The organism is Chryseobacterium nakagawai (assembly GCF_900637665.1).
GTDB lineage: Bacteria > Bacteroidota > Bacteroidia > Flavobacteriales > Weeksellaceae > Chryseobacterium > Chryseobacterium nakagawai.
Map to the genome: position 1 here is coordinate 1,477,431 of NZ_LR134386.1, position 12,602 is coordinate 1,490,032.

General features: G+C 34.6%; 12 protein-coding genes. 5 read left to right on the forward strand and 7 right to left on the reverse strand.

The window, feature by feature from the left end:
• Positions 1-4: 4 nt before the first annotated feature.
• Both EL260_RS06735 and EL260_RS06740 read right to left on the reverse strand, forming a co-directional pair.
• The gene (locus EL260_RS06735) at positions 5-1,345 is read right to left on the reverse strand and encodes a PDZ domain-containing protein (protein WP_123859468.1); all 1,341 of its coding nucleotides are present in this window, start codon (positions 1,343-1,345) and stop codon (positions 5-7) included.
• A 121-nt stretch (positions 1,346-1,466) separates the two neighbouring features.
• Complete coding sequence (locus EL260_RS06740) at positions 1,467-2,105, reverse strand: alpha/beta hydrolase (protein ID WP_123859470.1); 639 nt, start codon at positions 2,103-2,105, stop codon at positions 1,467-1,469.
• Between the two features lie 352 nt (positions 2,106-2,457).
• On the opposite strand from EL260_RS06740, the gene EL260_RS06745 reads away from it, so the two are divergent.
• Positions 2,458-2,892, forward strand: coding sequence for a hypothetical protein (locus tag EL260_RS06745; protein WP_123859471.1), 435 nt, complete (start codon positions 2,458-2,460; stop codon positions 2,890-2,892).
• A gap of 52 nt (positions 2,893-2,944) precedes the next feature.
• Here EL260_RS06745 and EL260_RS06750 read toward each other — a convergent pair whose 3' ends face one another.
• Both EL260_RS06750 and EL260_RS06755 read right to left on the reverse strand, forming a co-directional pair.
• On the reverse strand, positions 2,945-3,577 hold the full coding sequence (locus EL260_RS06750) for a response regulator (RefSeq protein WP_123859473.1): 633 nt from the start codon (positions 3,575-3,577) through the stop codon (positions 2,945-2,947).
• Positions 3,567-5,540: a tetratricopeptide repeat-containing sensor histidine kinase gene (locus tag EL260_RS06755; RefSeq protein WP_123859475.1), complete on the reverse strand. Its 1,974-nt coding sequence runs from the start codon at positions 5,538-5,540 to the stop codon at positions 3,567-3,569. Before EL260_RS06755 ends, EL260_RS06750 begins: the two co-directional genes overlap by 11 nt.
• A 203-nt stretch (positions 5,541-5,743) precedes the next feature.
• On the opposite strand from EL260_RS06755, the gene EL260_RS06760 reads away from it, so the two are divergent.
• Positions 5,744-6,160 (forward strand): hypothetical protein, encoded by a 417-nt coding sequence (locus EL260_RS06760; protein WP_123859477.1) that lies wholly within the window; start codon positions 5,744-5,746, stop codon positions 6,158-6,160.
• A gap of 131 nt (positions 6,161-6,291) precedes the next feature.
• Positions 6,292-7,347, forward strand: a complete 1,056-nt coding sequence (locus EL260_RS06765; protein ID WP_123859479.1) for a fatty acid desaturase — start codon at positions 6,292-6,294, stop codon at positions 7,345-7,347.
• Positions 7,348-7,434: 87 nt separating this feature from the next.
• Here EL260_RS06765 and tyrS read toward each other — a convergent pair whose 3' ends face one another.
• Positions 7,435-8,730, reverse strand: a complete 1,296-nt coding sequence (gene tyrS / locus EL260_RS06770) for a tyrosine--tRNA ligase (RefSeq protein WP_123859481.1) — start codon at positions 8,728-8,730, stop codon at positions 7,435-7,437.
• A gap of 208 nt (positions 8,731-8,938) precedes the next feature.
• Here tyrS and EL260_RS06775 point away from each other — a divergent pair, with 208 nt between their 5' ends.
• Positions 8,939-9,499 carry an RNA polymerase sigma factor gene (locus EL260_RS06775; RefSeq protein ID WP_068941830.1) on the forward strand — a complete coding sequence of 187 codons (561 nt, stop codon included), beginning with the start codon at positions 8,939-8,941 and terminating at the stop codon, positions 9,497-9,499.
• Positions 9,500-9,791: 292 nt separating this feature from the next.
• Here EL260_RS06775 and EL260_RS06780 read toward each other — a convergent pair whose 3' ends face one another.
• Complete coding sequence (locus EL260_RS06780; RefSeq protein WP_123859482.1) at positions 9,792-10,421, reverse strand: hypothetical protein; 630 nt, start codon at positions 10,419-10,421, stop codon at positions 9,792-9,794.
• A 114-nt stretch (positions 10,422-10,535) separates the two neighbouring features.
• Between EL260_RS06780 and lipA the strand changes: the two genes are divergently transcribed.
• Entirely contained in the window at positions 10,536-11,402 is an 867-nt protein-coding gene (lipA, locus tag EL260_RS06785; RefSeq protein WP_123859484.1) for a lipoyl synthase, read from the forward strand.
• Positions 11,403-11,633: 231 nt separating this feature from the next.
• Here the strand turns inward: lipA and EL260_RS06790 are convergent, their stop codons facing one another.
• A complete protein-coding gene (locus EL260_RS06790) occupies positions 11,634-12,539 on the reverse strand; it encodes an AraC family transcriptional regulator (protein ID WP_123859486.1) in 906 nt (301 codons plus the stop codon).
• Positions 12,540-12,602 lie beyond the last annotated feature (63 nt).

Sequence of the window (12,602 nt, forward strand, 5' to 3'; positions counted from 1 at the left end):
TTGTTTATTCTTGATAAGGGATCGGATCTTCCAAATTAAAACGGAAAGTCAGTTTTTCTTCTTGCCTCTGAATCACCATGGTGATCGTTCTTCCTTCTGAGGACTTCATGATTTCAAGGATTTTCTCAAGCTTCATGTCTGCTGTTTTATCTCCGTTGATACTGATCACTTTGTCGTCTTTTTTTAAGCCTGCTACATAAGCCGGTGAATCTTTTCTCACTCCAGCAATAGAAAATATGGGTTTGAGAATAAAATTATATTGAAAAGATTCTCTATACACTTCATTCTTATTACCTACTGTACCGTTTACTGTACCGCCCATGGCTTGAGTCTCAATTTTCACTCTATCTTCCTGCCATTCCAGTCCGTCCTGTTTAAAATCCAGTCCACTCATATTAAAATGGAAAGGGTCGTCAAAATTTCTGTTCTTCTTCAAATATAGTTTATTGTTGGCATAATCAAAAATAATAGAAAACCGTCTCATGATTTCACCACCTACAGATCCTTTCCGGTCTTTTACCAGGCTCACATGCTGAATGGAGTATTCATCAGGCATTGCGGTAAGTGGCTTTTCAAACTTAAAATCTCCAAGATAAAAGTTATGGATTCTGCTTCTTTTACCATAAATATCTCCATTGAATCCACGGCCCAGAAAATCATCAATATTAGGACGGTTATAAACAAAATCTTTAATAAGAGTAGGGAAGAGCCAGATTGCATCACTGTTTCCAAGATCAATAAGAAGTTTTGATTCTTTCTTTTCACGGGTCATTTCTACGTCCGCGTTTAGATAAGGCTTATCTTTTTCAATACTGATGGGCATTTCATCAAATTTTCTAATCTTCCTTTTTAAAGCATCCATATTCTCATAGATCGTTATTTTTTTAGAAATATAATCAATAGCGATCGGGTGATCCTTAAAAAAGTGGTAACCGACAACTCCGTTTACAGGAATCCCTACGTGAGAAGAAATATTGAATTCCTCATCAAGAATCACATAAAGAGACATAGAGGTATTGATGATCTCATCTCCAATTCTACCGATATTACGTTCTGATTTTAATCCATCTATACTTAGGCTTCCCCCAAGCCCGGAAAACTTTATTTTCTCAACATTACTTAGTTTAACTTCTTTATTGTCCAGGCTGAAAAGAATAGTTTCTGCTACTCCTGTATCCACCATAAAGGTCAGGTTAGCTCCATTTATATTGATGGGGATAAAAATAAGATTGTTGATAAGCTGAAAAGGGATAACTGTTTTCTGAGTATTGAGTAGTCGGAAAGAGTTTTGTGCATGGATAAAAGTACCCAATAATAAACCCAGTAAAAGTAGCTTTAGTTTCATATACTGAATTTACTGAATTTATCTTTATGGTAATAAAAAAACATTCCAAATGCTGGAATGTTTATATGAACGACAATAGATTTGTTGTTTTTATTGAATTTGTTTTAAAATTGGAATCTGCTTATTTTGAGAAGAAATCCATTAAATCCATATAATTTTTCTGATTGACCCCATGCCCACTCATATATTCTCTGAATGTAAAATAGCAATTAAGGTCATAAAGCAATTCAGCAGCCTTTCTTCCCCAATCAATAGGAATTACGGCATCATCTGTACCGTGGGATACAAAGAATCTTAGCTTTTCCAGTTTCTTTTTGTCTTTTACAATTCCGTCCAGAATCTTTTCTTCTGCGTAAGCACTCAAACAGGCAACATTTGTAAATAACTCAGGATATTTTAATGCTAAAGCATAGCATAATATTCCTCCCTGGCTGAAACCGCATAAATGAACTTTGCTTTCAGTGAGACCATAATTATTTATGATTTTTAATATACTTTCCAGTACAGCATTTAAAGATTCCTTAGCCTGGGGAACATCAATGAAATTTTCAGGGTCGTTAAAATTAATATCATACCATGAATATCCCTCAAATTGAGTATCTCTAGGAGCTCTGAAACTAATGATGATCCAATCTTTTGGAAGGGTTTCTCTAAAGCTGAAAAGGTCCTGCTCATTGCTGCCGTAGCCATGAAGCATAAAAAGTATAGGAGTAGCAGAGGTAATATTTTCCGGCTCTCTTACCAAGTAATCTAAATTCATACAGCAAATATAATTAATAAATTACATTGTAAATCTTAACTTTTATGATTCCTATAAAGGAGCTTAGGAAATCATTTTTAGAGAATAAAAAGTAAAGAACCATCTTTGAATGAAAACATGATAATTCTATTTTGTAATGTTACTTTTTATGAGTATTAAAATAATTCTAAATAGAATGATTTTTATGTTTAATAATTAGAGTATTACGTTGTGTTATTGAGTTTTTTACTGTGAATTCTATTTTTGTTGATTTGATATTTTTTGTAAAAAAATGTTGTAAAATTTTCACTAAAGATATTTTTATATTAATAAAAAACTTATATTTGGAACATTAAAAAATCTATTTGGAGAAATGAAGCAATTTTACAATTTAAAAAGTTCACTTAGACTTTCTTCTTTATTCGTTTTGTTATTTTCAGTGATTACTGTTGTAAATTCGTGTAAAAAAGATGACGATGATGAATTTCAGGATCACGTAATTCAATTTATGGCAAAAGGTACTACAGGATCAGAGCTCATCTCTGTAGTCACTCAGGTAGGAACTGCACAGAATACTACATATAGTACTCCAACTGCACCCTTAAAAGAAAGTTGGACAAGTGGTGAAATGTGGGTTAATTCTAGTCAGGCACAGATCAATTTTGCTGCTAATGCTGTATTACCACAAGCAAATTCGGAACTTACCATTACTCTTTTGATAGATGGAGAGGTTGCCAGAACTGCTAAAGTTACAGGAAAAGGTGATAATCAGGTTGTAAAAGTTGCTTACAGCTTCCTTGAACCATAATAAACTTTACTATATAAGATAAAGAAACCGCTCTAAGAGCGGTTTTTTATTTTTAAATCAGATTATATTCTATAGCCTGGTTCACGAGTTCTGTAGAATTTTTAGCCTGAAATTTCTGTAGAAGATTTTTACGATGGGTATCTACAGTAAGTGGACTTAGAAAAAGTTCTTCAGCAATCCTATTGCTTGTTTTACCCTGTGCTACAAGATGCAGGATTTGTTTCTCTCTTTTAGTTAGCCTGGGAATTGGCTGGTCATTTTGTGAAGGTTTGCTGATAATCTGTTTGGTTTCATTACAAAAAACAATGTCTCCGGATAATGCTCCTTGGATGCAGATTACCAATTCTTCAATAGATGTATTTTTGAGAAGGTAGCCGCTGGCTCCGTTTTGTATAGACTGCATGATGATACTCCTTTCAGAACGATTACTGAACATAATTACTGCAGTTTCAGGAGATTTTTTTTTGATTTCCCTACATAGTTCCGTACCATTGGTATCTGGTAGTGTGATATCTAAAAGAATAATATCAACCTTATTGGCATCCATAAAACGAATGATCTCCGAACCGGAGGTAAAGGTTTCCGGAATATTGAATGAAGGCTGGCTTTTCAGCATCATTTTTAATCCTTCAATGACGATAGGATGATCGTCTACGATGACAATATTTATTTTTTCATTCTCCATCTATATTGAGTTCTATATTAATGGTTGTACCTTGACTGTCTGAGTTGATCTCCATGTTTCCTTTCAGGTAATCCACCCTGTTCTTTAAATTAAGGAGACCCATGCTTTTGGTTTTTTGTTCTTTGTTGCTTTCAAAACCTTTTCCATTGTCTTCAATTGTGATGAAAAAATCTTTTTCAGATTGGGAGCATTGTAATAAAATACTGGTGGCTTCAGAATGCTTGATAGCATTAGCTAATAATTCCTGTGCAATCCTGTAAATGTTAAGCTGAATGTTTAATGGGAGATTCTTTTCAATATTGATCGCTTGGAAATCTATCTCAATATCTTTTCTGTTGTAAAATTCACAAAGGTCATTGAGGGCGGTTTCCAACCCGAAATTAAGCAATGATTCAGGCATCAGGTTTCTTGCCACATGCCGAAGTTCCCCTACAGAATTATCCAGTTGTCCCAGGATCTTATAAAACTCCTGGTCTTTTTTAGGATCTAAATGACTGGCAGACCATGTTGAAAAATTGATTTTTACTCCAGCCAGCATTCCCCCTAATCCATCATGAAGATCTCTTGCTATACGTTCCCGTTCTCTTTCTTCCCCCTCAAGAATAGCTTTTGTTAAGGAGAGTTCTTCCTTTTGCTTGATTTCATTGATTTTCTGTTTAGAAATCTTTTTATTTTTTCTAAAGATGATATAGAGGAAGATCAAAAGACTTATAACTAATAATAAAATAAGGCTTAATCCCCATAAATAGAAATTTTTCTTGTTGACTTCCAGTTCTTTTTGGTTCTTCTCAGCATTTAAGGTGGCTATTTTTCTTTCCTTTTCTGCTGTATTGAACTTGGCCTCAATTTTATTGATCTCAAGCTTTACATTTTCAGTATTCAGACTATCATTAAGTTTTGAATATTTCTGTTCCCAACCTAAAGCTTCTTTTGTATTCCCCATCTCTTCATGTAAAGAAGAAAGCTGCTTATAAATGGTCTTTCTGTTATTGAGATCAAGAGCAAGCGATTTTTCTGTTAAAATATCTTCTAAAGCACCTTTAGCCTCATTATACCTTTTTAATTTTCTTAAAATGTCATATTTGTTGAAATAAAACATCTGCGCCAATAGATTCTGATTAAACGTTTTAGCATAATAAAGACCTTTTTCAATAACGGGTAATGCTTCCGGGTTCTTTTGTCGGGTAATAAAATAAAGTGTTTTACCATAATAATAAAAAGCATTCACGGAGGAATCCGGATGAGGACCAATGAGTGCTTCGGCTTTATCCAAAAACTTTTTAGCTTCATCCCCTTTGGCCTGATAACAGAAATTATTGGCTAAATTTAAGTAGGTGAAGAATAGTTCAGGAGAATTGGGATAGTTTTTTTCAAGAATTTTTAAAGCTTTAGTATTATACTCCTCAGATTTTTTAAACTCTGCATTGTAAGTAAGGATAACGGCAAGCTGGGTGTATAAAAGTCCAAGATTCATGCTATTTTCATATTTTTTAGCCAATGGAATACTTTTTTCAAGAATCGTTTTCACTAAAAAAGGATAACCTTCCTTGTCTTTCTGTGTGACCCCATAGCTATACCACGCTGCTGCCTGAAGAAGATCAGATTCTTCATTTTTGAATTTTGATAATGCTTTAATCGCTTTTTGGTAAGAAACGGTGGCTTTCTCTTTATTTCGATCAAGATTATATTGCGCTTCGTAAAAATTGTATTTGGCTGAAAGAAAAGCATCACTTTTGATAAGAATTTTTGCACTTTCCAGATACTTTTTACTTAAAAGAGAATCAATATTTCTATAATAATTTGACAAAAGAAAAGTAGTATTTGCTTTTACAGTTGTAGTGCCGCTGCTTTTTAGAACGTTTTGTAAACTGTCCAGGTAGGGCTTTTCATTAAGGGGAATCAATTGTTGTGATTGTAGACCAAAGGACAGTAGTATGCTTAACAGGATCAGTAATCTCTTCATCAGGTATCAGTTCTGTAGAATATATTTTTTATAAACGGTCAATTTACTTAAAAATTTTAGCATAAAAAATACCAGAATTTAGGTAGAAAAAATTACACAATTTTCAGGATTGATAAAGTTCGATGACTCCAATAGCTTTGCAGGTACAGAATCACTAATCATAGAATATCAAATAAAGTAACTAAAATTTAAACAAAAAGATTATGAAAAAAACAGGAATAAACCAACTGTTGAAAGGTACATTTGTAGTGCTTCTTGCAACATTATTATTAGGGTTTGTAGCGTCTTGTAGTAAAGATGACGATGATAATGTAAATGGAGCAAAAAAGAGCCATAAAGTAGTTTTTAAGGCTATTGCCTCTGCGGGAACTAATATTGATGCAGCTGTGTACGGAATTGACGGGAATGCTACAACGGCTTCAAGCCTTAGTGGAACAACATGGTCAAGTCCTGAAGTGACATCAGAAGCAGGTGCTTACAATGCTAATGTTGTGGTAAACGCAATTGGTGTCGATGCATCTTCTACTTTAAAGGTTCAAATTTGGGTAGATGGTGAATTGAAAAAAGAAGGAACTTCCAGTGGTCAGTATTTATCGGCTTCTGCAAGTTATGTATTTTAAAAACTAATAATACTTTCAAAATAAAAGCAGGCGCTGAGATTTATCTCAGCGCCCGTTTTTTATTAATAGTTGATGTTTATAGGGTAAGAGATTGTATAAATTGTTATTTTTAATAATAAAATCACATATACGTGAAGCATCAAGAGAAATCCAGACAGATTAGGAGAGAGATTAATCAATCCTATCATGAACTTAAAGAAGAATATCCTCTATTGAAGAAGCAGGACAGTATTGGGTTTTCAATATTTTTATTTTCAATTATTGTTATCCTTGCTGTTTCCTTTGGTTGGTATAAGGATATTGTTCCAACTTGGTTAATGATTGTAATGAATGCTTTTTTTATGGGAATTCTCCACGAGATTGAGCATGATCTTATTCATTGGCTTTATTTTAAAAAACAAAAGACAATACATCATTTTATGCTTTTGAGTGTCTGGGTGCTACGTCCGTTGACAATCAATCCCTGGATCAGACGCACATTGCATTATCATCATCATAAGTTTTCAGGAACATTACACGATGTGGAGGAGCGTGGGGTAACAAATGGTGAGCGGTGGTCAATCAAACGCTTATTCACAACTGCTGATCTTGTTTTAGGAGGGCTTTTTCGTGTTCACCGAATGTTTCATGATATGGATAAGGAAGTGAAGAACGGAAATCTTAAAGAAGAAACTTCTACAGCTTTAAAACGGACTGCATTTTTAAGTTTGCTTCCTCTGACAATTTTCGCTCATCTGATATTGTATTTCTTTTTTGCAGATTTACTACTGAGCTGGGGTAATGCAAGATTTATGACCGATTTCAGTTTTCCACCTTATATAGTAAACGTGTTGAAGAGTTTGAATGTGATGATTTATACAATTCTTATTCCCAATCTTTTACGTCAATTCTGCTTACATTTTATAACATCCAATATGCATTATTTTGGAGATGTGGAAGAAGGGAATGTTATTGAGCAGACACAGGTACTAAACATCTGGTGGACTTTTCCCATGCAGGTATTCTGTTTCTTTTTTGGTTGGACACACAGTATTCATCATTTTGTAGTCAATGAGACCTTCTATGTACGTCATATTGGAAGAAAGCAAGCGCAGGGGATATTGAAGAAATACGGCGTCCGTTTTAATGATCTGGGAACCTTCAGAAGAGCTAACCGTTTCCGGGAATTCTCAAATAAGATCAATTAATTATTTATAATAAAAATATTGTTTGATGTGAAATAAAACGGGCGCCAAGATTTACCTCAGCGCCCGTTTTTTATAGGGTATTAAAAGTTAAATAACTTTTACAATGAAATAACTTTTCTTTCCTTTTTGAAGCAATAAAAATTTGCCATCAATAAGATCGGTTTCATTAGCGGTAAAAGTATCATTTACTTTTTGCTTATTAACAGAGATTGAATTTCCTTTGATTTCTCTTTGTGCCTCACTCTTAGATTTTAAGAATCCTGATTTTTCAGAAAGAAGATCAACAATGCTTATTCCTAATACATCAGCTTTTGCTACCTCCTTTTGTGGAACTCCGTCAAATACTTCAAGGAATGTTGCTTCATCAAGGCTTACCAAATCTTCAGCAGTAGAGCGTCCGAAAAGAATTTCAGAAGCTTTAAGTGCTTTTTCGTATTCTTCTCTTCCGTGTACCCAAACGGTAACTTCTTCCGCTAATTTTTTCTGAAGTTTTCTTTCGTGAGCTGCTGTTTTATGTTCTTCAATTAATGCGTCAATTTCTTCTTTTCCAAGGAATGTATAGAATTTAATGAATCTTTCAGCATCTTCATCCGTAGCATTTAGCCAAAACTGGTAGAATTTATATGGAGAAGTCTTTTTTCTATCCAACCAATAGTTTTCTCCGCTTTCAGATTTTCCGAATTTAGAACCATCCGCTTTTGTGATCAAAGGAACTGTTAGTGCGAATGCTTCGCCCTGAGCTTTTCTACGGATTAATTCTGTTCCGGTAGTGATATTTCCCCACTGGTCAGAACCTCCCATCTGAAGCTTTACATTGTTGTTTTGGTATAAGTGAAGAAAATCATAGCCCTGGATCAGCTGATAGGTAAATTCTGTAAAACTCATTCCATCTGCACCTGATTCTCCCGAAAATCTTTTCTTTACAGAATCCTTAGCCATCATGTAGTTAACTGTGATGTTTTTTCCAACATTTTTGGCAAAATCCAGGAAAGAAATGTTTTTCATCCAGTCATAGTTGTTTACCAACTCTGCTTTATTAGGCCCATTTCCTGCAAAATCAAGGAATCTTGAAAGCTGGTTTTTCAAACAATCTACATAATGCAAAAGCGTTTCCTCGTCCAAAAGGTTTCTCTCTGCCGATTTTCCTGATGGATCACCGATCATTCCTGTAGCTCCACCTACCAAAGCAATCGGCTTGTGACCATGCTGCTGGAAGTGTGCTAAAATTTTTATCTGAATAAGACTTCCGATATGTAAAGAATCGGCCGTTGGATCAAAACCAATATATGCAGTAGTTACCTCTTTATTCAGTTGTTCATCGGTTCCAGGCATCATATCAGCAAACAGACCACGCCATTTCAGTTCTTCTATAAAGGAATTCATTGATTTTTTCTTTAAAATTTTAAGTTGCAAAGATAATAAATTCAAAAGTATAAAGGTGAAAGCTCGGTAAGGTAAAATGGCAAAAGGACTGAAATAGTAGATAAATTAATACATTTCCTGAGTGACGATTCACTTGTGAAGCAAAATTCACTATTGACAGTCATGTACGCTTTGCATTTTCAGCCCAAATAATCTATATTTGTTATTAATGAACGACGAACAGCTATTTCTGCTCATTCAAAAGGCCAAAGATAAAGACCAGAAGGCCCAGACTAAACTCATCAATGTTTTTTGGGTGGATGTTTTCTCTTTTGTGATGAAAAAAGTAAAAGATGAAAACGATGCCGATGAGATTACCGTGAATGTCTTTTCCAAAGTCCTATCGAAATTGGATATGTTCGATCCGCATTTTCAGTTTAAAACCTGGATTCTCACCATTGCTCAGAATACAGTTATTGATTTTTGGAGAAAAAAGAACCGTGAAAACGAGGACGCTGTTGAAAACCTTGATGAGGTAAAAAATCAATATGCAAAATCCCCCGAAGAACTTCTCATTTCTGAAGAAGAACAAAAGAAAATCATTAAAACCATTGAATCTCTGGATGCCAATTACCAGGATATTATTAAGCTGAGGTTTTTTGAAGAAAAAAGTATCAAGGAAATAGCTGAAGAACTGGGGATTTCTGTTGCCAATACAAAAGTTCGGGTGATGCGAGCTAAAAAAGTTCTTGCTGAGCTATTGAAAAACAATGAATTTGAAGACAATTAACAGTTTCGGAAAACTCTAAGACATTGTTTTGCCACTAAAGATTTATGTTTGAACTTTAAAGCTTTGGGCCTATATGTTTCCATATTTTAAACCACATAGATCCATAGGAAATAGTAAAATATTTTATTAGAGACCTTTTATGGGAGATGTATAGAATTATTCGGGCATTAATGGTAATTAATATGTATTCATAATTTTATCGCAGATCAATCCCTTACACCTTATCAATAACCTGAAAAAGAAAACTCGCCCCTTTAGGTTTCCTAACATTCATGTAAGAATTTTTGGCAAGCTATATAAAAATTTCTTCCTTGGTCTTGGGAAGTATAATTTTTACACTCTTATCATTTCTGTTCTGAAGATTAATCTTGATTCCCTTTTTAATATAAGTTTCCTTTTGCGAAGGGCCATATTCTTTAGTGTTATCAACGTCATTTCTAAAATTAATTTGCCCTGTAGAAAGATTAAAATCTACTTCTTTGATATAATCTCCCGGCCTTCCCGAACTTGAAGTATGTCCTATCAACTCAAAATGACCATTCTGATACCTGTATTTATCCGTATAGGCCCATTTCCAGCTGCTGCCACCGAAATGATTGATAATCAAAATCCCTTTCTCTATACTGGTCCCGGAATAAGGATCACCCATGATGCCTCCGGATTCGCTATCAAGAATTGCATTTGTTGATTTTTCAAGGATGGTCCATTGGTTATTTATTTTTTTCAGGATTTGAATTTCGCGAACTTCACCAAGTTCACCGGTGTCCTTGGTATTATAGATGATTACTTTTTCAGGAATTTTATCTCCATCCAGATCTCCATCCACCGTTTGAAGAATAGTAGAACCTTTCGGTTGGAACTTTTGTTGAGCAAAACAATAGGTGCTGGTAACAATTGATAAAAGGAAAAAGCATCTTTTCATGGAATGGATTTTGAGCTTAAATGTACAATGATATTTTGAATTATAAGTTTCATCAATGTCTTCGGTTGATGGTTTCCATTAAAAAATCCTTAACTTTGAACTTCAATTTTAGAAATGGAAAATTCAGTTCAAGACACTACCGTTCAAAAACCAAAGTGGATTCGTGTAAAACTTCCTACGGGAAAGAACTACAGGGAATTGAGAACCTTGGTTGATAAATATAAATTAAACACCATTTGCCAAAGCGGAAGCTGCCCGAATATGGGGGAGTGCTGGGGAGAAGGTACGGCAACGTTCATGATTTTAGGAAATATCTGTACAAGAAGCTGTGGATTCTGTGGAGTAAAAACAGGAAAACCGCTTGATGTAAACTGGGATGAACCTGAAAAAGTGGCCCGTTCAATCAAATTAATGAAGATTAAACACGCTGTTCTTACTTCTGTAGATCGTGATGATATTAAAGATATGGGATCTATTCTTTGGGCAGAAACAGTGAATGCTGTAAGAAGAATCTCTCCGGGAACTACAATGGAAACATTGATTCCGGATTTCCAGGGAATCACCAAGCATATTGACCGATTGGTTGATGTTGCTCCTGAAGTGATCTCTCACAACATGGAAACGGTAAAACGTTTGACCCGAGAAGTGAGAATCCAGGCAAAATATGAAAGAAGCCTTGAGGTATTAAGATATTTAAAAGAAGCAGGACAAAGAAGAACTAAAACCGGGGTTATGCTTGGTTTAGGTGAAACTAAAGATGAGGTTTTCCAAACAATTGAAGACATCAGAAATGCGAATGTAGATGTTATCACTCTTGGACAATATTTACAGCCCACTAAAAAACATCTTCCTGTAAAGAGATTTATTACTCCGGAAGAGTTTGATGAGTTGGGTGACTTTGCAAGAAGCTTAGGTTTCAGACATGTGGAAAGTTCTCCTCTTGTTAGAAGCTCTTATCACGCAGAAAAACATATTCACTAGAATAAAAAGACCGCTCAGCAATGGGCGGTTATTTTTTTGTAATAATAAGTAATAGGATGAAAGATGCAAACTTCTTTAACCAAAGAATAAGGAACGGCCTCTATCATACCCATCCTCTGGATGGGTGGAGAAAATTCAAAGAATTTTCGCCGGGCCTGATATCAAAACTATTCCCATTCATCTGTGAAAATCTGTGCCATCTGTGGTAGAAATCAATAACTGAAGATAATATCAAAACGATTTATTACAAGAAGATTCCCGGTTAATCACTCCGATCCGGCCATTAATTTCAATAGGTTTAAAATGTTTTTTCTTAAATTCTGAAGGTGTTTCACCCGTATGCTGCTTAAACAGTTTATTAAAATAGGAAAGGCTTTCAAATCCTACCTGAAAACAAACTTCAGTGACAGAAGAATCTTTTAACAGATAAATTTTAGCCTGATTGATTCTGTAATTATTGACAAAATCTGTGAAAGTCATATTGGTTTGCTTTTTAAAATACCGACAGAAAGCAGGCGTGCTTAAACTGACAATCTGGGCAATCTCGTTTACATTAGGCTTTTTATCATGATTTTCATGAATATAATCGTAGATGGTTCCCATTCTGATCTTATCGTTCAGGAACCATTTGATTCTTGTATCTTCTTTATTGAGCTCATTTACCTCAGTGGAATTGGCCAGAATCTGTAATATTTCAAGGAGTCCTATTAATGATTCAAATGAGTTTTTACTCTTAAGGATCTGAAGTTTTTCAACAACGATGCTTTTGGTTTCTCCGGAGAATGATAATCCAAGGTAGGAACGTTCTAAAAGATTTTTAATATTCTCAAACTCAGGAACAGGAAGAATGATATCCTGGAGAAAATTTTCGCGTATTTGCAATACTAATTGTTTACATTCTGTCTGTATCCCGTAATCAAAATTGAGATGAGGAACATTCGCACCTATCAACAGAAGTTCATTGTCTGTAAACCCTGAAATATTTTTTCCAACATGCCGGATTCCGTTTGAAGCTTCTACATACACCAACTCTATTTCAGGATGGTAATGCCAGAAAAAACAATTCTTTAAGGAAGGGGCAAATAGTTTAAATGATTTCCCTTTTTCAAACGTTATGATTTCTTTCTGGATCTTCATTTTGTTCTGCTTTGATTGTTTATAGAGTTAAAATTAAATAAAAAGGTTAATATGGAGCAAATT

Excerpts from the sequence above, each read along its gene's own strand:
- EL260_RS06735 (WP_123859468.1), bottom strand. The coding sequence starts at position 1,345 with ATGAAACTAAAGCTACTTTTACTGGGTTTATTATTGGGTACTTTTATC.
- EL260_RS06740 (WP_123859470.1), bottom strand. The coding sequence starts at position 2,105 with ATGAATTTAGATTACTTGGTAAGAGAGCCGGAAAATATTACCTCTGCT.
- EL260_RS06745 (WP_123859471.1), top strand. The coding sequence starts at position 2,458 with ATGAAGCAATTTTACAATTTAAAAAGTTCACTTAGACTTTCTTCTTTA.
- EL260_RS06750 (WP_123859473.1), bottom strand. The coding sequence starts at position 3,577 with ATGGAGAATGAAAAAATAAATATTGTCATCGTAGACGATCATCCTATC.
- EL260_RS06755 (WP_123859475.1), bottom strand. The coding sequence starts at position 5,540 with ATGAAGAGATTACTGATCCTGTTAAGCATACTACTGTCCTTTGGTCTA.
- EL260_RS06760 (WP_123859477.1), top strand. The coding sequence starts at position 5,744 with ATGAAAAAAACAGGAATAAACCAACTGTTGAAAGGTACATTTGTAGTG.
- tyrS (WP_123859481.1), bottom strand. The coding sequence starts at position 8,730 with ATGAATTCCTTTATAGAAGAACTGAAATGGCGTGGTCTGTTTGCTGAT.
- EL260_RS06775 (WP_068941830.1), top strand. The coding sequence starts at position 8,939 with ATGAACGACGAACAGCTATTTCTGCTCATTCAAAAGGCCAAAGATAAA.
- EL260_RS06780 (WP_123859482.1), bottom strand. The coding sequence starts at position 10,421 with ATGAAAAGATGCTTTTTCCTTTTATCAATTGTTACCAGCACCTATTGT.
- lipA (WP_123859484.1), top strand. The coding sequence starts at position 10,536 with ATGGAAAATTCAGTTCAAGACACTACCGTTCAAAAACCAAAGTGGATT.
- EL260_RS06790 (WP_123859486.1), bottom strand. The coding sequence starts at position 12,539 with ATGAAGATCCAGAAAGAAATCATAACGTTTGAAAAAGGGAAATCATTT.